The organism is Mycobacterium sp. MAC_080597_8934 (assembly GCF_000523975.1).
In the GTDB taxonomy this organism is placed as follows: Bacteria; Actinomycetota; Actinomycetes; order Mycobacteriales; family Mycobacteriaceae; genus Mycobacterium; species Mycobacterium avium.
Genome location: NZ_JAOS01000050.1, coordinates 96,182 through 118,331, shown reverse-complemented (window position 1 = coordinate 118,331; position 22,150 = coordinate 96,182). Strand labels below are relative to the sequence as shown.

Genomic DNA, 22,150 nt, shown 5'->3' with positions numbered 1-22,150 from the left:
TCAGCTCAACCCGAGGCGGGCCATCAGGTCCGCCTCGATGCCGTCGAGCTGCGAGGAGATGGCGGCGTGTGCCGCCCGGCGCCGGGCGGCGGGCATGTTCTCCGCGGCGGTCACCGCGGCCGCCAGGTCGGTGAGCCGCTCGGAGATGGCGGCGACGAACTGCTTGGTCTCGCCGTCCTTGGGTTTGCGTTCCTGCACCATCCGCAACGACTTCTCCGCCCCGGCGATGCGGGCCGACAGCTGGGCGCCGTGGCCGGAGAACTGGCCGATCTGGGCCAACGGGATGCCCAGCCGATCGGCGCGGCGCTGGTCGATCAGCGCGCGCGCCGAGACGGCGGCGCGGTAGACGAGCGGGGTGAGGATCGGGGCGAGCAGCCGGGACACCGTGAGGATCCGCCGGATTCGGGTGGGCGACAAGATCTTGCCCTCCCGCGCGGCCTTGAGTTCGGCCTCGGCGACTTTGAGCGCGTTGCGGTCGCTGTCGCGCTGCGCCTTGATCTGCGCCTTGAGCGCCTTGTCCTGGGCGCGCAGCGCGGATTTGGCGCGGCGGGCCTCGTTCTTGGCGGCCAGCTTGGCCTCCAGCTTGGCGCGGGCCTTGATCGCGCGGGCTTCGGCGCGACGCGTCGCGCGGCTCTTTCGCTTGCGGAACAGGCCCATTCCCTCACCGCTCCCCGGTAATTTCGCTGGCAATCGTTCTCTGACGCTCTCGCGTTGCGCGATCCGTGAGCCAACCCTAATGGGAATGGGCGGGCGGCAGCCCGCCAGGGCAGGCCGGGACGGGCGCTGCCGGGCCGGGGTGGGCGTCAGGCGTCCAGGTGCTCCGCGCGACGCAGCTCGTTGACCCGATCCATGACCTCGCGCTGGGCCTCGGGCGAGAGCTCGGCGGTGCGCATCGCGATGCGGCGCACGTTGTCATCGCGCGACATGGCCAGCCAGGACAGTTCCGCGTCGAGCTTTTCGTAGTACTCGTCGTCGGTGAAGTAGGCCGGCTTGATGCGGAAGAAGTTGGCCAGCGCGGCCATGGTGGCCGACGACGGGTTGGTGCGGTTGCCCGAACGCAGCTGGGACAGGTAGGGAGCCGACATCGTGATGCCCTCCGCCTTGAGCGCCGCGATCACTTCCGCGGAGGTGTGCGGACCCCGTCCGGGCGGATACACCGTGTCGAACAGGCGGTTCAGGCGAGCAGCGAATGTCGTGCTCATGGATATGACCTCCACGGGGCTGTAGAAGTTAACTGTTACCTAGGTGTATTTGCTGATCATGGTAGCGAGGCTTGGTAACGGTAACCAGGTGCAAACCCATGGCGATTCCCGAGCCGCATAGCTGACGCCCACCAACTCCCCACTCAACGAGCGTCTAACTGATTCGCTGGGGTGTCCACTAAATCGGTGAAACTCACAGGTTATCCGCAGAATTGGACACCCGTCCCGAAGTGGCGGGCATGTGGCCCGTTGACGGTCGTGCTGATTACCGCGCCGGTGCTGGGCAATTGCGCCGCAACGAGCCGCGGAGCGGGGACGAACCCGCGGACCCTTTGCTGCCGAACGTAACCACGGGGCCGGTCAGCCCCGTCGCGCGGCGCCGCACGGGCCGGCAGGCATCGAAAAGGGGGAACGGCGCAGTCGTTAGGCGGCGAGCAGCATCGCCAGGATCGCGGTGTCCGGGTGGCTGATCGGGTCGACGCCCACCCGGCTCACCATCGAGGTGATGGTGCCGTCGGCCTCGGCTTCCACCCAGGCGGCCCGGTGTTCGAGCCCGAGGTAGGGCAGGCCGGGCAGCAACACGCATCCCGACGCCGCGCCCGTGCATTCGGGCAGCGACGGCATGGTCTCCGACGGCGGATGCAGCATCAGCAGGGCGGGGGGTTGGTGGTCGGCGAAATGGCCTGGCGGGATTGCTGATTCACCGAAAACGGTGCCCTCGGCCAGCACCAGGCCGACCGTGCCGGGCTCGGGTTCGTCGGGCAGTTCCTCGCGGGCGCCGAACACCGTTGTGGTGGAGAGCAATCCGGGCAACGACGCGACCCGGACCGCGACCATGAGCAGCTGCGCCCACTCCTTGGTGGAATCCGGCCAGCGTCCGGAGATCACGAACCCTTTCAGGGCACCACGAGAATGGAAGGGGGACACCCCGATAGGCCGATCCGACCCTGTTTCCATTTCGACCTCCGCGCGACGCCTCCGCTATGGAAATGACCACACTGGCAGCTCGAATAATCAAGCATGCCTGCGGTTTCGGCGGCTGGCAACACGACACGGCCGCGAAACGACGAGGGCGCCGCGCAGCGCGCGACGCCCCCGCCGATCGAGAGGAAAGTCAGCCGAAGATCAGGCCTTGGGCCTTGGAAGTGGCGGCGGCGTACCGCTTCTGCACGTCCGCCCAGTTGACCACGTTCCAGAACGCCTTGACGTAATCCGCCTTGACGTTCTTGTACTGCAGGTAGAACGCGTGCTCCCACATGTCGACCTGCAGCAGCGGGATGATGCCCAGCGGGACGTTGGCCTGCTGGTCGTAGAGCTGGAAGGTCAGCAACCGGCTGCCCAGGGTGTCATAACCCAGCACCGCCCAGCCGGAGCCCTGCAGTCCGTTGGCGGCGGCGCTGAATTGCGCACGGAACTTGTCGAAGGAGCCGAACGCGTCGTCGATCGCGGCGGCCAGCTCGCCGGTGGGCTTGTCACCGCCGTCCGGCGACAGGTTCTTCCACCAGATCGAGTGGTTGACGTGGCCGCCCAGGTGGAAGGCGAGGTTCTTTTCGTTCAGGAAGATCGCAGCGTGGTCCTCGTTGGCGCGGGCCTCTTCGAGCTTGGCAAGAGCGTCGTTCACGCCTCTGACGTAGGTGGCGTGGTGCTTGGTGTGGTGGATCTCGTTGATCTGCCCCGAGATGTGCGGTTCCAACGCTGCATAGTCCCAGTCCAGGTCGGGCAGGGTGTATTCAGCCACGGCATTCCTTTCTTCGATTGTCGTCTTGACGCTCAGTCGCGCGGGCCACCTCGCGGCGGCCGGGCGTTATCAACCCTGCTCCATGACCGCGCGCACCGCAAGAACGACCCCGCTGAGCCGGAAGGCGGATACCCGCTCAGCGGTGTTTCAAGACAGGACTTCAAGACAAGACGATGAGGGCCAATACCGCCAGCAGCGCCAGTGCGATCAATCCGGCGCGCAGTGCCGCGACGCTGTAGCTGTGGTTCCACGCGGGCGAGCCGCCATACGACTTCGACGGGGCCGGTGATCCCGGACCGAACGAATGCGTGGCCATCAAACGCCTTTCACCCCCGGTCACCTCGCCAAGTGAGGTGAGTCACAAACACCTTTCGAGAACGCGATCATAGCGCTTTGTCACGAGGTTGCGAAATAAGCCCCTGACCTGCGAGTTGCCCGATAACGGCAGGTGCGCGGGCGGGCCCGGGCCGAAGGTGCGGCGCCGGACCGGAGGTGGCGTCGGCGGTGGTTAGCCGGCCAATCCATTTCGCTCGGTGGCAGGCTTGCGGCAACGCGACGGCGTGCATAAGAAACCGGGTGTTATCCACAGTGACACCGCGGTTAGCCGCCAGAGGCAGTAGCGATGCCTATCCATACCCCCTGGGGGGGTGTGGATAAACCTGTGGAAACTGTGGATAGTGTGCGGCGGTCGGCGGCGTTGCCCGGCCGGGCGGCGATCGTCGGCGGCGCTAGTCTGGTCCGGTGATCCAGGTGTGCTCTCAATGCGGCACCCGCTGGAATGTGCGCGACCGGCAGCGCGAGTGGTGCCCGCGCTGTCGGGGTGCTCTGATGGCGCCCCTGCCCGACGCCCCGCCGGCCGGTCCCGCGCGGGCTGCGGGGTGGCAGCGCACGCCGCCGCGGCTGCCGCCCGGCTACCGGTGGATAGCGGTGCGTCCCGGCGCGGCGCCGCCGCCGCGGCGCGGCCGTCGTCCCCTCGGGCCCACCCCCCGCTACGCGGTGATTCCGCGCTGGGGGCTGGCCGACCGCGTCGAGCCGCCGCCCGCCGTCGCCGCCGCGTCCGCGCACCCGGGACCGCCGGCGCAGCTGGTCCGCACCACGTCCTTCGTCGGCGTGCTGGTGCTCGGCATCGCCGCCCTGGTCTACGTCGTGCGCTACCTGCTGCTGGTGATCAACCGCGACACTTTGCTGTACTCGTGGGTGGCGATCGGCGCCGACTGGCTCGGCGTGCTGGCCAGTGTGGGCGCGGTGGGGGCGGTGATCGCCTCCGGCGTGGCGCTGATCCGCTGGATGATCGCGCGGCGCGCCGCGGTGTTCGCCCACCACGGCCTGCCCGACCCGCGCTCGGCGCGGGCGTTGTGGGCCGGCTGCGTGGTGCCGCTGGCCAACCTGCTGTGGGCGCCGGTGTTCGTGATCGAGCTGGCCCTGCTGGAGGAGCACTACCACCGGCTCAAGGGGCCCATTCTGCAGTGGTGGATCACCTGGGTGTGCAGCTACGCGGTGTCCGTCTCGGCCATCGCGACCAGCTTCGTCACCGACGCCCAGGGCATCGCCAACAACACCATCCTGATGGTGTTCGGGTATCTGTTCGCCGCCGCCACCCTGGCCGCGGCCACCCGCATTTTCGAGGGATTCCAGCGCAAACCCGTGGCGCGGCCCGCGCACCGCTGGGTGATGGTTCCCGACGACGGTCCGCCCCCGCCGGCGCCGGGCGCCCCGGTTGAGTTCAAGGGCCAGGAACCGGCAGCATAGGGGTATGACGTGGGCCGACGAGGTGCTCGCCGGGCATCCCTTTGTCGTTGCCCACCGCGGCGCGTCGGCCGCCCGGCCCGAACACACCCTGGCCGCCTACGACCTCGCCCTCAAGGAGGGCGCCGACGGCGTGGAATGCGACGTGCGGCTGACCCGCGACGGCCACCTGGTGTGCGTGCACGACCGCCGGCTGGACCGGACCTCGACGGGGGCCGGGTTGGTCAGCACGATGACGCTGGCGCAGCTGCGTGAGCTCGAGTACGGGGCCTGGCACGACAGTTGGCGCGAGGACGGCGCGCACGGCGACACCAGTTTGCTGACGCTGGACGCGCTGGTGTCGCTGGTGCTGGATTGGCGCCGGCCGGTGAAGCTGTTCATCGAGACCAAGCACCCGGTCCGGTACGGCTCGCTGGTGGAGACCAAGCTGCTGGCGCTGCTGCACCGGTTCGGCATCGCCGCGCCCGCCTCCGCCGACCGGTCCCGCGCGGTGGTGATGTCGTTTTCGGCGTCGGCGGTGTGGCGGATCCGGCGGGCCGCGCCGCTGCTGCCCACCGTGCTGCTCGGCAAGACCGCCCGCTATCTGATCAGCGGGGCGCCGACGGCGGTCGGGGCGACCGCGGTGGGGCCGTCGCTGCCGACGCTGAGGGAGTATCCGCAGCTCGCGGACCGCGCCATCGCGCAGGGCCGGGCGGTCTACTGCTGGAACGTCGACGACTACCAGGACATCGACTTCTGCCGCGACGTCGGCGTGGCCTGGCTGGCCACACACCACCCGGGCCGCACCAAGGCGTGGCTGCAGGGCCACCGCGACGGCAGCGGCTAGCTCGACGGCTGCTGTTCGTCCGTGCTGCCGGCCGGCAGCTGCCCGTCGGAGGACAACGCGTCGAACAGCCGGGCCGCCCGCGCGTGGTCCCACACCACCACCGAGCCGGCGTCGCCGCTGGTGAACTCGCCGATCGGGACCGTCACCGTGGCGGGGGAGCCGTGCAGCGCCCAGCCGAGCCGGGCCAGGTCCCAGGCGTGGTCGGCGCGGTCCACGGTCAGCGCGTCGGCGACCGCGCGCGGCGCCGCGTACCAGCGCCACGGGTTGAGCCAGACCGCGGGGCTGGCCGCACGGTGCAGCAGCGCCGCGACGAACTGCCGTTGATTGACCATCCGGTCCAGATCGGCGCGCGGGGTGTCGCGGCTGCGCACGTAGCCCAGCGCGTTGCGGCCGTCCAGCGTCTGGCAGCCGGCCGGCAGGTCGAGGCCGGCCAGCGGGTCGTGCATCGGCGCCTGCGGGCACACCCTCACCCCGCCCAGCGCATCCACCAGGGCGGCGAACCCGCCGAACCCGATCTCGGCGTAGTGCGCGATGCGCAGCCCGGTGGCCTGCTCCACCGTGCGGACCAGCAGAGTCGCCCCGCCCATGGCGAACGCGGCGTTGATCTTGTCCTTGCCGTGCTCGGGGATCGGCACGTAGGAGTCGCGCGGTATCGACACCATCGTCGGCGCCACGCCGGACCCCACCCCGGGAAGGTGGACCAGCAGGATGGTGTCGGTGCGGCCGTCGCCGATGTCACCGCCGGTGGCCAGCTGCTGTTGCTGCTCGGCGCTCAGACCCTGGCGGCTGTCCGAGCCGACGATCAGCCAGTTGCTGCCGCGGCCCGGCTCGGGCCGGCCCGGGTAGTCGGCGAGCACCGGCTCGCGGTGCAGCTTGGTGTCGAACCAGGCCACCCCGGCACCCAGGCCGACGCCGGCCAGCAGCAGCACCACCAGCAGGGCCGAGGCCACCGCCCGGACCCAGCGGCGCTTGCGCCGGGGGCGTGCCGGGCCTATGGCTGATGCGGTCGGCGCGGGCCGTGCGGGTGGGGCGGGCGGGGGCCGGTGCAGCGGCTGGGTGGGCGCGTGCGGCGAGGCGCCGGACCGCCGGCCGGGGATCACCGGCGACGGCTCGGGGCCGGGTTGACGCGGCGGGCCCTGACGGCCCGGCCGCCGGCCCCGCGGGGGGAAGTCGCCGTTCACCCGGCCAACCTACGTGGCCGGGGCCGCCCCGCGCGCGGACGACGCCGTCCGGGTCAGCCGCGGGCCCGCAACCCGTTGATGAACGGGCAGCCCATCAGTACCCGGATGGCCTGGCTCAGCCCGGTCATGTCGTCCACCGGTTTGTGGAAGGGCAGTCGCACGTCGTGGTCGCGGTCGTTGCCCTCGACCCGGAACCGCACCCCGTAACGGTCCAGCCCGAGCGGTCGCACCTGTCCGCGCCGCAACGGCGCGGGCAGCCGGGACACCAGCCGGGACACCACGTCGCCGTGGGCGGTGTCCAGATGCCACAGCAGGTCGGACTCGAGCGCGCAGAACGGGTCGGGCCGGGCCGCGAGCAGGTCCGCCACGTCGACCGGCTCGGCGCCGGTCGCGTCGGTGACCACCACGGACGCGATCTCCAGCCGCCGCAACACATACCGCGGCTCCGTCCCGTCCGCGCGGCGCGGGGTGTCGACGCCCAGCAGGGCGGGGTGGGGGCATTCGGCGGCGATGACGTCGAGCGTTTCGAGGATCTGCGCCGGGTCGACCTCGTGCAGCCGCCCGCGCACCCAGACCAGCGACCGGACCGGCTCGCGCAGCGGCAGCGGCGCGTAGTCGGTCAGCTCGAGCAGCGCCGGCGCCCCCACGACGGGCCGCAGCCGGTGTTCCCGCTCGACCGGCAGCGCCAGGGCGAAGGAGCCGGCAAACGGGCCGGCGCCGATGAGGTGATGGACGGGAGTGGGAACCGGGTCGTCGTGTTCGATCGCCAGCAGCGCGCCGCCGGCGCGGACGCACGCGCTGCGGATCCGTTCGGCAGTGGTCGGGGCGGGGCAGGTCTGCGGTAACACGATTCTCCTTTGCTTAGGTAAGCCTAAGTTAACTTACCGCGTGTGGCGTGGCAAGAGTCTTCCCGCCGGCCCGCCGCTAGGGTTGGGTCCGTGGCCCGCATCGCTTACCTCGGTCCGGAAGGGACCTTCACCGAGGCGGCGCTGCGGCAGATCACCGCCGCCGGTCTGGTCCCCGGACAGGGGGCGGACGGTGTGCGGCCCACGCCGGTCGACGGCACGCCCGCGGCGCTGGACGCGGTGCGCGACGGCGCCGCCGACTACGCGTGCGTGCCGATCGAGAACTCCATCGACGGCTCGGTGACGCCCACCCTGGACAGCCTCGCGATCGGCTCGCCGCTGCAGGTGTTCGCGGAGACGACGCTGGACGTGGCGTTCAGCATCGTGGTCAAGCCGGGACTGTCCGCCGCCGACGTGCGGACCCTGGCGGCCATCGGGGTGGCCGCCGCCCAGGTGCGCCAGTGGGTGGCCGCCAACCTGGCCGGCGCGCAGCTGCGCCCGGCCTATTCCAACGCCGACGCGGCCCAGCAGGTGGCCGAGGGGCGCGCCGACGCCGCGGTGACCTCCCCGCTGGCCGCCGCCCGCTGGGGGTTGGACACCCTGGCCGACGGCGTCGTCGACGAACCCAACGCCCGCACCCGCTTCGTCCTGGTCGGGCCGCCCGCGCCGCCGCCGGCCCGCACCGGCGCCGACCGGACCTCGGTGGTGCTGCGCATCGACAACGCGCCGGGCGCCCTGCTGGCCGCGCTCGCCGAGTTCGGCATCCGCGGCATCGACTTGACCCGCATCGAATCCCGGCCCACCAGAACGGGTTTGGGCATCTACCGGTTCTTCGCCGATTGCGTGGGCCACATCGACGACGAACCCGTCGCCGAGGCGCTCAAGGCGCTGCACCGCCGCTGTGCCGACGTGCGCTACCTGGGTTCGTGGCCCACCGGCACCCCCGCGGGGGCGCTGCCGCCGTCGACGGAGGAAGCGGTGCGCTGGCTGGCGGCGGTGCGGGACGGCAAACCCGAACCCCCCGGGGAGTCGCGGCGGTGAGCGGCCGGCTGATCCTGGTGCGGCACGGCCAGTCGTACGGAAACGTCGAGCGCCGCCTCGACACCCGGCCGCCCGGCGCCGAGCTCACGCCGCTGGGCCGCGACCAGGCCCGCGAGTTCGCCCGCCGGTCGGGCCGGCCGGCCATGCTCGCGCACTCGGTGGCCACCCGGGCCTCGCAGACCGCGGCGGTGATCGGCGGGCAGCTGGCGCTGCCGCCCGTCGAGCTGGGCGGCATCCACGAGGTGCAGGTCGGGCGGCTGGAAAACCGCAACGACGACGAGGCGGTCGCGGAGTTCAACGCCATCTACGAGCGCTGGCACCGCGGCGAGCTCGAGGTGCCGCTGCCCGGCGGCGAAACCGGCCGCGAGGTGCTGGACCGCTACCTGCCGGTGCTCACCGAGCTGCGGCTGCGCTACCTGGACGACCACGATTTCCACGGCGACATCGTGGTCGTCAGCCACGGCGCGGCGATCCGGCTGGCGGCCGCCGTGCTGGCCGGCGTCGAGGCCGACTTCGCGCTGGCCCATCACCTCGACAACGCCCAGTCGGTGGCGCTGACTCCGATCACCGACGGGCGGTGGAGCTGCGTGCGCTGGGGCACGCTGACGCCGCCGTTCTACCCCGAGGCCGCCGAGATCCCCGCCACCCCGGTGGCCGACGCGGTGCGCTCCACCACCGACCCGATGGGCTGAGCCCGCCGATCACACAGCGAGCGCGATGACTTCGGTGCAGGCGCAGCCGACTGCGTCGCAGTCGATGACGAAGGCGTGCGGCATCAATTCGGGCGTGAAGCAGTCCGGCTCGGTGCATTCGGACCGGTGCAACGCATGGCGAATGATGGTGCCGTGACAGTGATCCAAGCCTGCCCGGCAGTCGCGGCAGTCTGTGCTCATAGGTGAGTTCATAGCACCGCGGGCCGACAAATCCGGGATGCCGCGCCCGGGGTGTCAGGCCCAACCCAACTGATGCAGCCGCTCGTCGTCGATGCCGAAGTGGTGGGCGATCTCGTGGATCACCGTGACCGCGACTTCCTCGATCACCTGCTGCTCGGATTCGCACACGTCCAGCAGCGCCGCCCGGTAGATGGTGATGGCGTCCGGCAGCGCGCCGGAGTAGTCGGAGTCGCGTTCGGTCAGCGCCACGCCCTCGTACAGCCCGAGCAGGTCGGGCTCCTCGGGGTGGCGGTCGTCGACCAGGACGACGACGTTGTCCATGGCCGCGGCCAGCTCGGGCGGGATCAGGTCGAGGGCGTCGGAGACCAGTTCGTCGAACCGCTGCGGATCCATCCGCACGGGCACGGCGGCTAGCCTGCCGGCGGGGGCCCGCCCGGCGGGGCCTCCGGCGCGGGCGGGGGAGGCGGAGGGGGCGCCGCGGGCGGCGGAGCCGGCGCGGGCGGGGCCTCGGGTGCCGGGTTGGCCGGGGGCGGGGCGCCGTTGTCGACCGGCGGCGGCGGGGCCTGCGGGGGCTGGGTCACCACCGGCTGCTGGCCGGGCAGGTGCTGGTTGTTCGGCGGCATCTCCGGGGCGGCGGCGGAGCCGGACTGGGTCGACGGCGACTGCGCCGGAGCCTGCAACGGGATGGGCGGCATCGACAGCCGCTCCTCGGGAATGTCGGGCGGCGGCACCGGGGGCTGGCCGTTGATCAGCAGCTGCCCCTTGGCGCTGTTCAGCAGCGTGGCCCAGCCGCCGTTGCCCAGCGTCGCGCCGATGCTGCAGGCCACCTCGCGGCTGCCGGCCGTCCAGCTGGCCAGCGGCACGGTGGGGTAGATCAGCGTCAGCGTGGTGGTGCGCAGCTTGACCGGCGCCAGGTACGCGTCGGTCATCTTGGTGCAAGAGTCCTTGATGAAGGCGTCCTGGTCCGGCTCGGCGGGCAGCGCGTCGGGGAACTTCTCGGCCAGGTTGACCGTGCCGGTCACCTCCATCGCGTGCGGGGCCGCGCAGTCCACCGGCACATCGGTGGGCTGGTTGGTCGCCGAGTCGATGCCCAGGCAGGTGCCGGCCGGCCAGATCTTGGACTGGTCGACGTCGGCGACCTTGCCCTTGAACACCTGCTGCTGGTTGTTCGCGCCGGGCAGTTGCAGGCCGCACAGCATGCGGCGATCCCCACCCTGGCGCCAGGCCCGGTCGCCGGGCCACAGCAGGCTGACGGTGAACTTGCTGTTCGGGTCGAACTTGGGGCCCAGGTAGTTGCGGACGGCGGCCTCGCACTGCTCCTGGGTGATCTGCTGGATGCGGGCCGGGGTCGGCGGCGCGGCGTTGGGCCCGTACTCCGAGCCGGGGAAGGTGCGCATGTCGATGGATTCGGCGACCTCGAACTTGTGGTCGTCGCCGCAGTTGACGATCTTCGCCGACTCCGGGGTGGTGTCGGGCCACATCAGGCATTCCCCGCTGGCGGCCCGGTTGAAGGCGGCGTCGCTCTTGGCGCCGGTGCTGCGCACCGGGCTGGCGTCCAGCAGCCGGCCGGACCCGGTTCCGCCGACCGGGATCGCGGTGACCAGCCCGGCGATCAGCAGGCCGCCGAGCGCGGTCAGCAGCAGCGCGCGCCGGGTCGCGCGGGCCTGCAGGCTGCGCGGCCACAGGAAGGCCGAGGCGGCGGTCGTCTCGACCGCGGGGGCTTCCCCGGCTTCCGGAAGGTCCTTCTCGGGCGCTTGCGACATCGGCTCCATTCTGACAGCAGCGCCGCAGCGCCGTTACAAAAGTTACTGATGTGAGTCCTGAGGCTCGGGCGGGGTGCTGCGCCGGTCGGCCGGGCCGGGTGAAAGTAGGCTTCGGGCCGTGATCGACCTGAAGCTGCTCCGGGAAGACCCCGACGCCGTGCGCCGCTCCCAACAAAGCCGCGGCGAAGACCCGTCGCTGGTGGACGCCCTGCTGGCCGCCGACGCCGCCCGCCGGGCCGCCATCTCGACCGCCGACACGCTGCGCGCCGAACAGAAGTCGGCCAGCAAGAGCGTCGGCGCCGCCTCGCCCGAGCAGCGCCCGACCCTGCTGGCCCGCGCCAAGGAGCTGGCCGAGCAGGTCAAGGCCGCCGAAACCGCCCAGGCCGAGGCCGAGGCGGCGTTCACCGCCGCGCACCTGGCCATCTCGAACGTCGTCATCGACGGCGTCCCCGCCGGCGGCGAGGACGACTTCGCCGTGCTGGACGTCGTCGGGGAGCCAACGGCGCTGCAAAACCCCCGCGACCACCTGGAACTGGGCGAGTCGCTGGGCCTGATCGACATGGCCCGCGGGGCCAAGGTGTCCGGTTCGCGGTTCTACTTCCTGACCGGCAAGGGCGCGCTGCTGCAGCTCGGCCTGCTGCAGCTGGCGCTGCGGCTGGCCGTCGAGAACGGCTTCGTGCCGATGATCCCGCCGGTGCTGGTGCGCCCGGAGGTGATGGCCGGCACCGGATTCCTGGGCGCGCACGCCGAGGAGGTCTACCGGATCGAGGCCGACGACCTCTATCTGGTGGGCACCTCCGAGGTGCCGCTGGCCGGCTACCACGCCGACGAGATCCTGGACCTGTCCGCCGGCCCGCTGCGCTACGCGGGCTGGTCGTCGTGCTTTCGCCGCGAGGCCGGCAGCTACGGCAAGGACACCCGCGGCGTCATCCGGGTGCACCAGTTCGACAAGGTCGAGGGCTTCGTCTATTGCACGCCCGCCGACGCCGAGGCCGAACACCAGCGGCTGCTGGGCTGGCAGCGCGAGATGCTGGCCCGCATCGAGGTGCCCTACCGGGTGATCGACGTGGCCGCGGGCGATCTCGGCTCGTCGGCGGCCCGCAAGTTCGACTGCGAGGCGTGGGTGCCCACCCAGCAGACCTACCGCGAGCTGACGTCGACGTCGAACTGCACCACCTTCCAGGCGCGCCGGCTGTCCACCCGCTACCGCGACGGCGGGGACGCCAAGGGCAAGCCGCAGATCGCGGCCACCCTGAACGGCACGCTGGGCACCACCCGCTGGCTGGTGGCGATCCTGGAAAACCACCAACGGCCCGACGGCAGCGTGCGGGTTCCCGAGGCGCTGGTGCCGTTCGTCGGCACCGAGCTGCTCGAGCCCGTCGGCCCGCGCGGTTAGGACGGGCGGGGGGCGAGCCGGCCCGGGGTGTGCCCGAACGCGCGCCGGTAGGTGTCGATGAACGCACTCGGTGTGGCCCAACCGCATTCGGCCGCCACCGAGGTGACGTCGCGCCGCTCGGCCAGCAGCACCAGGGCGTGTTGCAGCCGGACCTGGGTGCGCCACTGCGGGAACGTCATGGCCAGCTCGTCGCGGAACAGCCGGCTCAGGGTGCGCTGGCCGACCCCGATGCGCTCGCCGATCTGGCGCAGCGTCAACGGCTCGCGCAGGTTGTCGGCGATCAGTGCGCAGGCGGCGCGCAGCCGGCCGTCCACGGCGGTGGGAATCCACAGCGGTTCGGCGACGCTGGTGGCCTGCAACTGGTCGTGCAGCACCGCCAGCATCCGGTGGTGCGCGCCGGCGTCGGTGTCCCGCGCCCGCGAACACGCGATGATCAGCTCGCGCATCAGCGGAGTGACCGCCAGCACCGCGGGGGCGGCCGGGCCGCGGCGGTAGCGGGCGGGGTCCAGCGCGACGCCGTGAAAGTTGGTGTGGCCGTGGAACTTGTGCTCGTGCCAGCAGCCCGCCGGGATCCAGATGGCGCGGTTGGCCGGGGTGATCCAGGTGCCCGCCGGCGTGGTCACCGACACCGCGCCCGTGGACGGATAGACGATCTGGTGCAGCGGATGCCGGTGCCGTGCGATCCGCGCTCCCGGCGGCAGCGTCTGCGCCGAGGTCGCCAGCCCGTGCTGGCCGATTTCCGACATATCGAGGCAGGATATCGGAAGCCCGCAGCATTGCGTCCGCCTAACGTCGAGATCGACCGACAGAAAGGCGTGATCGCGATGGCGATGAATCTCTTGCACCGGCACCGGTGCAGCTCGGCCGGCTGGGCGAAGGAGGTGGCCGACGAGCTGCTGCCCTGGGCGCTGGACGGTGTCGAATTGGGTTCCCGCACTTTGGAAATCGGCCCCGGCTACGGTGCGACGCTGAGCGCCCTGCTGGATCGCACCGCCTCGCTGACCGCGGTCGAACTCGACCCGGTGATGGCCGATCGGCTGCAGCGCCGCTACGGCGACCGGGCCCGCGTCATCCAGGCCAGCGGCACCGAAACAGGTTTGCCCGCAAACCATTTCACCTCGGTGGTGTGCTTCACCATGCTGCACCACGTGCCCAGCCCGCAGCTGCAGGACCAGCTGTTCGCCGAGGCGTTGCGGGTGCTGCAACCCGGTGGGACGTTCGCCGGCAGCGACGGCGTGCCGTCGTGGGCGTTTCGCCTGCTGCACGTCGCCGACACCTACAACCCGGTCGCGCCGAAGGACCTGCCGGGCCGGCTGGCGGCCGCGGGCTTCGCCGACATCCACGCCGACGCCCGGGGCGGCCGGCAGCGCTGGCGGGCCGTCAAACCGATCGACTAGGCGGGCACTGTCTCGCGGGCCTGCTCGTGCCGGCGCTGGCGTTCCATCGTCGCGAAGTAGAAGGCGAACGCGAACGCGAAGCTGGTGAACAGGCTGGACACGAAGTACAGCCAGGGCCGGCGCAACCCGCGGCGGTAGCCGTCCACGATGGTGAACAGCGGCAGCAGCACCACGTTCGCGATCGTGTAGTCCTGGCTGGCCGAGCTGGCGGCCGGGTTGGTGAACATCAGCCGGATGTATTCGGCCCAGCTGCCGTGCTCGCCCCACAGCGGGTTGGTCGATCCGTGCGAATACTGCTGCACGAAGGTGATGTTGAAGTACCAGCCGAGCACGACCGAGGCGATGCCGACGAGGTAGTACACGACCTCCATCGGCGAGAACAGCGGACCGCCGGCCGGGCGGGCGAACACCTTCGCGTTCGAGGCGACGATCCAGGCGATGACGGAGAACCCGAGAACTGCGTGCACGAGAAGCGAGACCATGCGCGCAGTCTGACCCCGGCCGTAAAGTTTTGTCAATATTGTCAAAAGGTTTCTTGGTACCTTACTGCCATGGTCAGGCCGGCGCAGACGGCGCGCAGCGAGCGCACCCGGGAGGCGTTGCGCCAGGCCGCGCTGGTGCGATTTTTGGCCCAGGGCGTGGAGGACACCTCGGCCGAACAGATCGCCGCCGACGCCGGGGTGTCGCTGCGCACGTTCTACCGCCACTTCCGCTCCAAGCACGATCTGCTGTTCGCCGATTACACCGGGCTGCACTGGTTTCGGGCCGCGCTGGACGCCCGCCCGGCCGACGAGCCCATCATCGACTCGGTGCAGGCCGCCATCTTCTCCTTCCCCTACGACGTGGATGCGGTGACCAAGATCGCCGCGCTGCGCCACGAGGAGCTCGACCCGGGCCGCATCGTCCGCCACATCCGCGACGTGCAGGCCGACTTCGCCGAAGCCATTGCGGCGCAACTACAACGGCGCGGCGGCGGCGCCGGCGCGCCGACGGCCGACCAGCGGGTGCGCGCCGCGGTGACCGCGCGCTGCATCGCGGCCGCGGTGTTCGGCGCGATGGAGGTGTGGATGGTCGGCGACGAACGATCGCTCGGCGAACTCGCGCGGCTGTGTCACGCGGCGCTGGAGTCGCTGCGCGCGGGGATCACCGACTCCTGGAGCACCGCCACCGCGCCCCAAGTTTCGTCATAATTGACAAAACTTGGGGCGTCGTGCGAGCCTCCTTGCGGAGGTCGGGACATGAATGACTACGACGCGATCGTCATCGGCGCGGGCCACAACGGGCTGACCGCCGCGGTGCTGCTGGCCAAGGCCGGGCTGCGCACCCTGTGCCTGGACGCCAAGCTCTACGCCGGCGGGATGGCCTCCACCGTCGAGCTTTTCGACGGCTACCGGTTCGAGATCGCCGGGTCGGTGCAGTTCCCGACCTCGCAGGCGGTGGTCGACGAGCTGGGCCTGGACACCATCCCGACGATTGATTTGGACGTGATGTCGGTGGCGGTGCGCGGTGTCGGGGACGATCCGCTGGTCCAATACAGCGACCCGGTCAAGCTGTTCACCCACCTCAACGAGGTGCACGGGGCCGACGCCGTCAACGGGATGGCCGGCCTGATGGCGTGGGCCCAAGCCCCGACCCGCGCGCTGGGCCGGTTCGAGGCCGGTACGCCGCCCAAGAGTCTCGACGAGATGTATGCCTGCGCCACAAACGAATTCGAGCGCTCGGCGATCGACGACATGCTGTTCGGGTCGGTCACCGACATCCTGGACCGCTACCTGCCCGACCGCGAGAAGCACGGCGCCCTGCGCGGCTCGATGACCGTGCTGGCCGTCAACACGCTCTATCGCGGCCCGGCCACCCCGGGCAGCGCCGCGGCGCTGGCGTTCGGCCTCGGCGTGCCGGACGGCGACACCATGCAGATGAAGAAGCTGCGCGGCGGCATCGGCGCGCTTACCTCGCACCTGTGCGACGTGCTGGAGCGCCACGGCGGCGAACTTCGGTTGCGCACCAAGGTGACCGAGATCCTGGTCGAGCACGCCGGGTCCGGGGGACGGGTGACCGGGGTGCGCACCGAGTCGGGCGAGACGCTGAGCGCCCCGATCGTCGTCTCCGGCATCGCGCCGGACGTCACGCTCAACGAGCTGCTCGATCCGGCCGCGCTGCCCGCCGACCTGCGGGCTCGCTATGCGCGCATCGACCACCGCGGCAGCTACCTGCAGATGCATTTCGCGCTGCAGGAGGCGCCGGTGTTCGCCGCGCCGTACCAGGTGCTCAACGAGCCGGCCATGCAGGCCTCGATCGGCCTGTTCTGCACGCCCGAGGAGGTGCAGCAGCAGTGGGAGCAGGCCCGGCGCGGCGTCGTTCCGGCCGACCCGACCGTCGTGCTGCAGATCCCCTCGCAGAACGATCCGGGCCTGGCGCCGGAGGGCAAGCATGCCGCCTCGGCGTTCGCGTTGTGGTTCCCGATCGAGGGCGAGGTGGACTACGGCCAGGCGAAAATCGAGATGGGGCAACGGGTGATCGACAAGATCACCCGGCTGGCACCGAATTTCGAGGACAGCATCATCCGGCACACCACCTTCACGCCCCGGCACATGGGCGTCATGTTCGGCGCCCCCGGCGGTGACTACTGCCATGGCCTGCTGAACGCGAACCAGGTCGGGCCCAACCGGCCCGGTCCGCGCGGCTTCCTCGGCCAGCCGATCCCGATCGAGGGCCTGTATCTGGGCAGCGCGGGCTGCCACGGCGGTCCGGGCATCACCTTCATCCCCGGCTACAACGCGGCCCGGCAGGCACTGACCGACCGCAGCGGCTGAGTCAGGAGCCGCGCCGGGCGAGCAATTCGTCCAGCAGGGCGGTGAACTCGTCGGGACGCGCCGGCGTGAAGGCCGGGGCGGGCCGGGTGCCCGGCACGTCCAGCGTGATCAACGTCGACTTGAACGGCCGGCCGATGTCCAGCGGAAGCCAGCGGCGCAGATCGGAGCTGCCCCAGACCCGGAACCGGTGCATGAAGATGCCCAGCGGCTCGGCTTTGTACCCGCGGATCGCGTCCAGCGCGATCACCTTGGACGTGCCCGACGGAAAGTGGTAGCGGCGCAACGTGATCGCCGCCCGGTCCAACTGGACCAGGCCGTCGTCGTAGGTCTCGTTCACGCCCGCGAACTCCGCAGCTGGTGCCCCTTCGCGGTCAGGCAGCGCCCGTCGTCCAGCCGCCACTGCCACCCGTGCAGGTTGCACGTCAACGTGTTGCCCTCTACCACACCGAATTTCGAAAGATCGGCCTTCAGGTGGGGGCAGCGGCGCTGAATCTGCCAGCCGTCCAGCGTGATCGACGCCGAGTTGTCGTGGGTTTCGGCGAACCAGCCGTCGGCGTAGGCGATTCGTTCGTCGGTCAAGCATTTGAAGAAGGTGTACAGGTATTCGTTGTAGCCGCCGACGCGCCAGGCCTTGAACCGGGTGGACAGGAAGATGGTGTTGACCCAGTCCGGCTCCCGATCGCGCAGCACGGTGCGCACCAGCTCCGGTGCTATGGCAAAGCCGTAGCGAACCTTCTCGTCCGGAATCGGTTCTCGTACCGTGCGTTTCGGGAAATCCAGGATCACGCGCTCGGGCCCGAGCACCAGCTCCACCGGGTAGCCGATGCCGTCGCAGATCTCGTCGCTTTGCGACATGATCGGTTCGAACAGGGCGCGCAGCGGCTCCAGCAGCGGCTCGCCGGTGGCCGGCGCCCAGCCGGCCCGCTCCGCGGCGATCACCGGCGCCATCCGCTCGGCGTAGGCGGCGATGTAGTCGGCCTTGCCGGTGGTGAAGATGGCCTCCACCTCGGCGGTGGGCAGCGGATGATGCAGCGAGTTCAGGGTGGATCCGCTGAAGTCGGCGGTCGAGCCGGGGATCATCAGCAGGCCGCCGCCTTGCCCGTGGGCGCGCATCTGCTCCAAAAACACCATCTGGTCGGGGAAGATGTTGGCCGGGTCGCCGTGGTCGTCGTTGAGGTGGCGCAACTCCGGATCCAAGAAGCACGGCGGCCCGGCCGAGGGCACCACCCACGTCGCCCCCACCTGGGCGAGGTACTGGCGGGCGCGGTCCATCTGGCGCTGCCGCTTCTGGATGCCGAACGACTCCTTGGCGCGGGCCGGCATGTCGTAGACCATCGGATACCAGATGGCCCCGGAGTATTGCAGCAGGTGCACGTCGATGTGCCCGAATTCGGACGCCAGCATGTCGAGTTCCACCGGCCGGGCGTCGTTCATGTTGAAAAGCGTTGTGCTGCCGTCGGATACGACCAGCGCCGAATCGCCGATCGGGCCGTCGGCGGGGGCGCGCAGGGCGATGATCATCACGTCGAGTCCGCCGACCCGGTGCTTGACCGAGTCGGCCGTCTCGAAGAACCGATGAAAACCCAGCTCCTGCAACGCGTTTCGCAGATCCGGCACCGGAAACTCCGGCAGCAGCACCACCGCGTCCTTGTTGACGTGCTCGGCCAGGTTCTTGGCGTCGAAGTGGTCCTTGTGCAGGTGCGACACGTAGAGGTAGTCGCAATCGCCCAGCTGGTCCCAGTCCAGGGTGCTGTTGTCCGGGAACGGGAACCAGGACGCGAAGTAGGCGGGATTGACCCAGGGGTCGCACAGGATGCTGCCCGCCTGGGTCCGGATCAGAAATCCGGCGTGGCCTACGCTGGTGACCTGCACAAATACCTTCCGGGGGACGTCGGGCCTGCCGAGGGGTGTACGGCGTCTGCGCCCCCGAGCCTAGCGCGCGGCGACGTCCCGGTCCTCGTCGTCGGCCTGCCACAACCGCCGGTAGTAGCCGTCGGGCTCGACGGCGCCCAGCTGATCGACCCGCACGGACGGCAAGTCAGCGGTCGGCTCTTTCCGGCGCTTGAGGCGGCTCACGGTCCGGCGCACTAGGCTGGACGGCTGTGGAACCGGTGTACGGGACTGTCATACAGCTTGCCCGCCTGATCTGGCGCGTCCAGGGCCTGAAGATCACGATCACGGGCGTGGAGAACCTGCCGAAGAGCGGCGGTGCCGTCATCGCCATCAACCACACCGGCTACCTGGACTTCACCTTCGCGGGTCTGCCCGCCTACAAGCAGGGCCTGGGCCGCAAGGTGCGGTTCATGGCCAAGCAGGAGGTCTTCGACCACAAGATCACCGGGCCCATCATGCGCAGCCTGCGCCACATCTCGGTGAACCGCCAGGACGGGGCCGCCTCCTACGAGGCGGCGGTGCGCAACCTCAAAGACGGCGAGCTGGTCGGGGTTTACCCCGAGGCCACCATCAGCCGCAGCTTCGAGATCAAGGAGTTCAAGTCCGGTGCGGCCCGGATGGCCGTCGAGGCCGGGGTGCCGATCGTCCCGCACATCGTCTGGGGTGCCCAGCGCATCTGGACCAAGGACCACCCCAAGAAGCTGTGGCGCCCCAAGGTGCCGATCATCGTGCTGGTCGGCGAGCCCATCCAGCCGACCCTGGGCGTCGAGGAGCTCAAGGGGCTGCTGCACTCGCGGATGCAGCACCTGCTGGAACGCGCGCAGGAGATGTACGGCCCCCACCCGGCCGGGGAGTTCTGGGTGCCGCACCGGCTGGGCGGCGGCGCCCCGTCGCTGGCCGAAGCGGCCCGGTTGGACGCCGAGGAGGCGGCCGCGCGGGCGGCGCGCCGGGGACAGTCCGCAGGGGCGCCGGAGTAGTGATCGATGGTGGAGCCGACCTTCCGCGCCCTCGAGCTCCTGGCTGTGCTGGCGGTGAAGGCCACCGGCACCGAGATCACCTACCTCGGTGAGGAGAACATCCCCGAGCGCGGCGGCGCCGTGGTGGCGATCAACCACACCAGCTACGTCGACTTCCTGCCCGCCGGGCTGGCCGTGCATCGCCGGGGGCGACGCCTGCGGTTCATGATCAAGGCCGAGATGCAGCAGGTGAAGGTGGTCAACTTCCTGATCAAGCACACCCGCACCATCCCGGTGGACCGCGGCGCCGGCGCCGGCGCCTACGCGGTGGCCGTGCAGCGGCTGCGCGAGGGCGAGTTGGTGGGCGTCTACCCGGAGGCCACCATCAGCCGCAGCTTCGAGCTCAAGGAGTTCAAGACCGGCGCGGCCCGGATGGCCATCGACGCCGGCGTGCCGATCATCCCGCTGATCGTCTGGGGCGCGCACCGGATCTGGACCAAGGACCATCCACGTACACTGGGCCGGGCCAAGATACCGATCACCGTGCAGGTAGGCGCGCCGTTGCGGGCGCGCGAGGACATCGCGCAGACCGACGCCGCGCTGCGCGACGCGATGACCACGCTGCTGCACCAGGCGCAGCAGCATTACCCGATGCAGCCCGGGGCGTACTGGGTGCCGCGCCGGCTGGGCGGCACGGCGCCGACGCCGGCGGAGGCGGCCCGGATGGAGGCAGACGAGGCGGCGGCCCGAGCGGCCGCGGCAGCGGCGAAGAAGGCCGCGAACCGGGCCGGGCGTCCGGGCCGGTAGCGAAGGAGAAGAGATGGCCGAGGGGTTCTACCGGCTGGGGGAGTGGGTTGTTCCGCCGCTGGTCGCGATGCAGGGAACCAAGTTCACCTACCAGGGTTTGGAGAACATTCCCGCCCACGGCGGCGCCCTTCTCGCCCAGAACCACACCAGCTACCTGGACTGGCTGCCGACGCTGATGGCGGTGCGGGAGCGGCACCGCCGCGCCTACTTCATGATCAAGGCCGAGATGGCCGACGTGAAGGCGGTCAATTACGTCATCAAGCACGCCCGGCTGATCCCGGTGGACCGCAGGTCGGGACACGACGCGTTCGACGTGGCCGTGCAGCGCATGCGCGAGGGTGAGCTGATCGGCATGCATCCCGAGGCCACCATCAGCCGCAGCTTCGAACTGCGCGAGTTCAAGACCGGCGCGGCGCGCATGGCGCTGGCCGCGCAGGTGCCCATCGTCCCGATCATCGTCTGGGGTGCCCACCGGATCTGGCCGAAGGACCACCCGAAGAAGGTGTTCCGCAACAAGGTTCCGATCACCGTGGCGGCCGGGCGGCCGCTGCCGCCGCGGGGCACCCGCGAGCAGCTCAACGCGGCGCTGCGGGAGGCGATGAACGCCCTGCTGTACCGGGTGCAGGAGGAGTATCCGCACCCCAAGGACGAGTTCTGGGTGCCGCGGCGGCTGGGCGGCGGCGCGCCCACCCAGGAGGACTCCCGGGCGCTGCGGCTCTCCGAGCTGCAGGAGCGGATGCGCAAGTACGGCACCGACGGCGTCACCCGGCCGGGACAGCGCCAGAGCGGACTGCATTGAGCGCCGGCCGGCGAGGCGGGCGGTTTCGATGACGCTGCCGCGGCTCATCGCCTGCGACGTCGACGGCACCCTGTTCGACGACGACGAGCGGATCACCCCGCGCACCCGGGCCGCGGTCCGCGCCGCGGTGGCCGGCGGCGCGCGGTTCGTGGTGGCCACCGGCCGCCCGCCGCGGTGGATCCGCCCGGTGGTCGACGCGCTGGGCTTCGCGCCGATCGCGGTGTGCGCCAACGGCGCGGTGATCTACGACCCGGCGAACGACCGGGTGCTGTCCGCCCGCACGCTGGACGTCGACACCCTGGCCAAGCTGGCCGAGCTGGCCACGCGGGTCATCCCGGGGGCGGGGCTGGCCGTCGAGCGGATCGGGGAACGCGCCCACGACACGGCGACGCCGCAGTTCATCAGCTCGCCGGGTTACGAGCACGCCTGGCTGAATCCGGACAACACCGAGGTGTCGATCGAGGACCTGCTCAGCGCCCCGGCGATCAAGCTGCTGATTCGCCGGGCCGGGGCGCGCAGCTCCGACATGGCCGCCGAGCTGGCCAAGCACGTCGGCCTCGAGGGTGACATCACCTACTCGACGGACAACGGCCTGGTCGAGATCGTGCCGCTGGGGATCAGCAAGGCCACCGGCATCGAAGAGATCGCCCGGCCGCTGGAGATCGCCCGCGAGGAGGTGGTGGCGTTCGGCGACATGCCCAACGATCTGCCGATGCTGCGCTGGGCGGGCCACGGCGTGGCGATGGGCAATGCCCATCCCGAGGTGCAGGCCGCCGCCGACGAGATCACCGCCGCCAACAACGACGACGGCGTGGGCCGGGTGCTGGAACGCTGGTGGCTTTAGCGCCGCGACG

The 22,150-nt window shown here is 70.8% G+C and carries 25 protein-coding genes and 1 pseudogene; 12 read left to right on the top strand and 14 right to left on the bottom strand.

The features are described 5' to 3' along the window. The 5 genes from NF20_RS21605 to NF20_RS27785 form a co-directional block, all read right to left on the bottom strand. The gene (locus tag NF20_RS21605; protein ID WP_033711128.1) at nucleotides 1–657 is read right to left on the bottom strand and encodes a DUF6474 family protein; all 657 of its coding nucleotides are present in this window, start codon (nucleotides 655–657) and stop codon (nucleotides 1–3) included. Between the two features lie 146 nt (nucleotides 658–803). Further along, the gene (locus NF20_RS21600; protein ID WP_003872292.1) at nucleotides 804–1,202 is read right to left on the bottom strand and encodes a helix-turn-helix transcriptional regulator; all 399 of its coding nucleotides are present in this window, start codon (nucleotides 1,200–1,202) and stop codon (nucleotides 804–806) included. A 423-nt stretch (nucleotides 1,203–1,625) separates the two neighbouring features. Beyond that, nucleotides 1,626–2,159, bottom strand: coding sequence for a hypothetical protein (locus tag NF20_RS21595; RefSeq protein ID WP_003872293.1), 534 nt, complete (start codon nucleotides 2,157–2,159; stop codon nucleotides 1,626–1,628). Between the two features lie 157 nt (nucleotides 2,160–2,316). Further along, the gene (locus tag NF20_RS21590; protein WP_033711129.1) at nucleotides 2,317–2,940 is read right to left on the bottom strand and encodes a superoxide dismutase; all 624 of its coding nucleotides are present in this window, start codon (nucleotides 2,938–2,940) and stop codon (nucleotides 2,317–2,319) included. A gap of 160 nt (nucleotides 2,941–3,100) precedes the next feature. Next, nucleotides 3,101–3,256 carry a hypothetical protein gene (locus NF20_RS27785; protein WP_003872295.1) on the bottom strand — a complete coding sequence of 52 codons (156 nt, stop codon included), beginning with the start codon at nucleotides 3,254–3,256 and terminating at the stop codon, nucleotides 3,101–3,103. A gap of 425 nt (nucleotides 3,257–3,681) precedes the next feature. On the opposite strand from NF20_RS27785, the gene NF20_RS21585 reads away from it, so the two are divergent. Together NF20_RS21585 and NF20_RS21580 are read left to right on the top strand one after the other, a co-directional pair. After that, on the top strand, nucleotides 3,682–4,689 hold the full coding sequence (locus NF20_RS21585) for a DUF4328 domain-containing protein (RefSeq protein WP_075362175.1): 1,008 nt from the start codon (nucleotides 3,682–3,684) through the stop codon (nucleotides 4,687–4,689). A gap of 4 nt (nucleotides 4,690–4,693) precedes the next feature. Beyond that, nucleotides 4,694–5,512, top strand: a complete 819-nt coding sequence (locus NF20_RS21580) for a glycerophosphodiester phosphodiesterase (RefSeq protein ID WP_003872297.1) — start codon at nucleotides 4,694–4,696, stop codon at nucleotides 5,510–5,512. On the opposite strand, the gene NF20_RS21575 is transcribed toward NF20_RS21580, so the two are convergent. Together NF20_RS21575 and NF20_RS21570 are read right to left on the bottom strand one after the other, a co-directional pair. After that, complete coding sequence (locus NF20_RS21575; protein WP_062892458.1) at nucleotides 5,509–6,462, bottom strand: LCP family protein; 954 nt, start codon at nucleotides 6,460–6,462, stop codon at nucleotides 5,509–5,511. The genes NF20_RS21580 and NF20_RS21575 overlap by 4 nt on opposite strands. Nucleotides 6,463–6,746: 284 nt before the next feature. Further along, entirely contained in the window at nucleotides 6,747–7,541 is a 795-nt protein-coding gene (locus NF20_RS21570) for a DUF2470 domain-containing protein (protein WP_033711133.1), read from the bottom strand. A gap of 90 nt (nucleotides 7,542–7,631) precedes the next feature. Here NF20_RS21570 and pheA point away from each other — a divergent pair, with 90 nt between their 5' ends. Then, nucleotides 7,632–8,579, top strand: a complete 948-nt coding sequence (pheA, locus tag NF20_RS21565) for a prephenate dehydratase (RefSeq protein ID WP_003872300.1) — start codon at nucleotides 7,632–7,634, stop codon at nucleotides 8,577–8,579. Further along, on the top strand, nucleotides 8,576–9,271 hold the full coding sequence (locus NF20_RS21560; RefSeq protein WP_033717484.1) for a histidine phosphatase family protein: 696 nt from the start codon (nucleotides 8,576–8,578) through the stop codon (nucleotides 9,269–9,271). The genes pheA and NF20_RS21560 overlap by 4 nt, the downstream gene beginning before the upstream one ends. A 9-nt stretch (nucleotides 9,272–9,280) precedes the next feature. On the opposite strand, the gene NF20_RS21555 is transcribed toward NF20_RS21560, so the two are convergent. Genes NF20_RS21555 through NF20_RS21545 form a run of 3 tightly spaced genes read right to left on the bottom strand, consistent with a single transcriptional unit; the run spans nucleotide 9,281 to nucleotide 11,244 of the window. Then, the gene (locus NF20_RS21555; protein WP_003872302.1) at nucleotides 9,281–9,472 is read right to left on the bottom strand and encodes a hypothetical protein; all 192 of its coding nucleotides are present in this window, start codon (nucleotides 9,470–9,472) and stop codon (nucleotides 9,281–9,283) included. Between the two features lie 54 nt (nucleotides 9,473–9,526). Continuing rightward, on the bottom strand, nucleotides 9,527–9,877 hold the full coding sequence (locus tag NF20_RS21550; protein ID WP_010948773.1) for a metallopeptidase family protein: 351 nt from the start codon (nucleotides 9,875–9,877) through the stop codon (nucleotides 9,527–9,529). Nucleotides 9,878–9,882: 5 nt separating this feature from the next. Beyond that, the gene (locus NF20_RS21545; RefSeq protein WP_033711135.1) at nucleotides 9,883–11,244 is read right to left on the bottom strand and encodes a septum formation family protein; all 1,362 of its coding nucleotides are present in this window, start codon (nucleotides 11,242–11,244) and stop codon (nucleotides 9,883–9,885) included. 109 nt (nucleotides 11,245–11,353) lie between these two features. Between NF20_RS21545 and serS the strand changes: the two genes are divergently transcribed. After that, nucleotides 11,354–12,631: a serine--tRNA ligase gene (gene serS / locus NF20_RS21540; protein WP_033711137.1), complete on the top strand. Its 1,278-nt coding sequence runs from the start codon at nucleotides 11,354–11,356 to the stop codon at nucleotides 12,629–12,631. On the opposite strand, the pseudogene NF20_RS21535 reads toward serS, so the two are convergent. Then, a pseudogene (locus NF20_RS21535) lies at nucleotides 12,588–13,377 on the bottom strand (AraC family transcriptional regulator); the annotation flags it as partial. The gene serS and the pseudogene NF20_RS21535 sit on opposite strands and share 44 nt — an antisense overlap. Nucleotides 13,378–13,455: 78 nt before the next feature. Here NF20_RS21535 and NF20_RS21530 point away from each other — a divergent pair. Beyond that, on the top strand, nucleotides 13,456–14,028 hold the full coding sequence (locus NF20_RS21530; RefSeq protein WP_033711149.1) for a class I SAM-dependent methyltransferase: 573 nt from the start codon (nucleotides 13,456–13,458) through the stop codon (nucleotides 14,026–14,028). On the opposite strand, the gene NF20_RS21525 is transcribed toward NF20_RS21530, so the two are convergent. Beyond that, entirely contained in the window at nucleotides 14,025–14,510 is a 486-nt protein-coding gene (locus tag NF20_RS21525; RefSeq protein ID WP_019733416.1) for a DUF2834 domain-containing protein, read from the bottom strand. The genes NF20_RS21530 and NF20_RS21525 overlap by 4 nt on opposite strands. Nucleotides 14,511–14,579: 69 nt before the next feature. Here NF20_RS21525 and NF20_RS21520 point away from each other — a divergent pair, with 69 nt between their 5' ends. Beyond that, the gene (locus tag NF20_RS21520; RefSeq protein ID WP_019733415.1) at nucleotides 14,580–15,218 is read left to right on the top strand and encodes a TetR/AcrR family transcriptional regulator; all 639 of its coding nucleotides are present in this window, start codon (nucleotides 14,580–14,582) and stop codon (nucleotides 15,216–15,218) included. Between the two features lie 48 nt (nucleotides 15,219–15,266). Beyond that, nucleotides 15,267–16,841: a phytoene desaturase family protein gene (locus NF20_RS21515; RefSeq protein WP_033711139.1), complete on the top strand. Its 1,575-nt coding sequence runs from the start codon at nucleotides 15,267–15,269 to the stop codon at nucleotides 16,839–16,841. Nucleotide 16,842: 1 nt separating this feature from the next. Here NF20_RS21515 and NF20_RS21510 read toward each other — a convergent pair whose 3' ends face one another. Beyond that, a complete protein-coding gene (locus NF20_RS21510; RefSeq protein WP_003872312.1) occupies nucleotides 16,843–17,178 on the bottom strand; it encodes a hypothetical protein in 336 nt (111 codons plus the stop codon). Next, a complete protein-coding gene (locus NF20_RS21505) occupies nucleotides 17,175–18,713 on the bottom strand; it encodes an MBL fold metallo-hydrolase (protein WP_033711140.1) in 1,539 nt (512 codons plus the stop codon). Before NF20_RS21505 ends, NF20_RS21510 begins: the two co-directional genes overlap by 4 nt. 230 nt (nucleotides 18,714–18,943) lie before the next feature. Between NF20_RS21505 and NF20_RS21500 the strand changes: the two genes are divergently transcribed. Genes NF20_RS21500 through NF20_RS21485 form a run of 4 tightly spaced genes read left to right on the top strand, consistent with a single transcriptional unit; the run spans nucleotide 18,944 to nucleotide 22,140 of the window. Beyond that, on the top strand, nucleotides 18,944–19,711 hold the full coding sequence (locus NF20_RS21500) for a lysophospholipid acyltransferase family protein (protein WP_003872315.1): 768 nt from the start codon (nucleotides 18,944–18,946) through the stop codon (nucleotides 19,709–19,711). Between the two features lie 6 nt (nucleotides 19,712–19,717). After that, nucleotides 19,718–20,497 carry a lysophospholipid acyltransferase family protein gene (locus tag NF20_RS21495; protein WP_033711142.1) on the top strand — a complete coding sequence of 260 codons (780 nt, stop codon included), beginning with the start codon at nucleotides 19,718–19,720 and terminating at the stop codon, nucleotides 20,495–20,497. Nucleotides 20,498–20,510: 13 nt separating this feature from the next. Continuing rightward, nucleotides 20,511–21,296, top strand: a complete 786-nt coding sequence (locus tag NF20_RS21490; RefSeq protein WP_033711143.1) for a lysophospholipid acyltransferase family protein — start codon at nucleotides 20,511–20,513, stop codon at nucleotides 21,294–21,296. Between the two features lie 28 nt (nucleotides 21,297–21,324). Then, on the top strand, nucleotides 21,325–22,140 hold the full coding sequence (locus tag NF20_RS21485; protein WP_033711144.1) for a Cof-type HAD-IIB family hydrolase: 816 nt from the start codon (nucleotides 21,325–21,327) through the stop codon (nucleotides 22,138–22,140). The last annotated feature ends 10 nt before the right edge of the window (nucleotides 22,141–22,150 follow it).

Bases quoted from the DNA above. Each gene is read 5' to 3' on its own strand.
- NF20_RS21605 (WP_033711128.1), bottom strand. From the start codon at position 657: ATGGGCCTGTTCCGCAAGCGAAAGAGCCGCGCGACGCGTCGCGCCGAA.
- NF20_RS21580 (WP_003872297.1), top strand. From the start codon at position 4,694: ATGACGTGGGCCGACGAGGTGCTCGCCGGGCATCCCTTTGTCGTTGCC.
- NF20_RS21530 (WP_033711149.1), top strand. From the start codon at position 13,456: ATGGCGATGAATCTCTTGCACCGGCACCGGTGCAGCTCGGCCGGCTGG.
- NF20_RS27785 (WP_003872295.1), bottom strand. From the start codon at position 3,256: ATGGCCACGCATTCGTTCGGTCCGGGATCACCGGCCCCGTCGAAGTCG.
- NF20_RS21495 (WP_033711142.1), top strand. From the start codon at position 19,718: ATGGTGGAGCCGACCTTCCGCGCCCTCGAGCTCCTGGCTGTGCTGGCG.
- NF20_RS21490 (WP_033711143.1), top strand. From the start codon at position 20,511: ATGGCCGAGGGGTTCTACCGGCTGGGGGAGTGGGTTGTTCCGCCGCTG.
- NF20_RS21485 (WP_033711144.1), top strand. From the start codon at position 21,325: ATGACGCTGCCGCGGCTCATCGCCTGCGACGTCGACGGCACCCTGTTC.
- NF20_RS21525 (WP_019733416.1), bottom strand. From the start codon at position 14,510: ATGGTCTCGCTTCTCGTGCACGCAGTTCTCGGGTTCTCCGTCATCGCC.
- NF20_RS21515 (WP_033711139.1), top strand. From the start codon at position 15,267: ATGAATGACTACGACGCGATCGTCATCGGCGCGGGCCACAACGGGCTG.
- NF20_RS21555 (WP_003872302.1), bottom strand. From the start codon at position 9,472: ATGAGCACAGACTGCCGCGACTGCCGGGCAGGCTTGGATCACTGTCAC.
- NF20_RS21545 (WP_033711135.1), bottom strand. From the start codon at position 11,244: ATGGAGCCGATGTCGCAAGCGCCCGAGAAGGACCTTCCGGAAGCCGGG.
- NF20_RS21600 (WP_003872292.1), bottom strand. From the start codon at position 1,202: ATGAGCACGACATTCGCTGCTCGCCTGAACCGCCTGTTCGACACGGTG.
- NF20_RS21520 (WP_019733415.1), top strand. From the start codon at position 14,580: ATGGTCAGGCCGGCGCAGACGGCGCGCAGCGAGCGCACCCGGGAGGCG.
- NF20_RS21595 (WP_003872293.1), bottom strand. From the start codon at position 2,159: ATGGAAACAGGGTCGGATCGGCCTATCGGGGTGTCCCCCTTCCATTCT.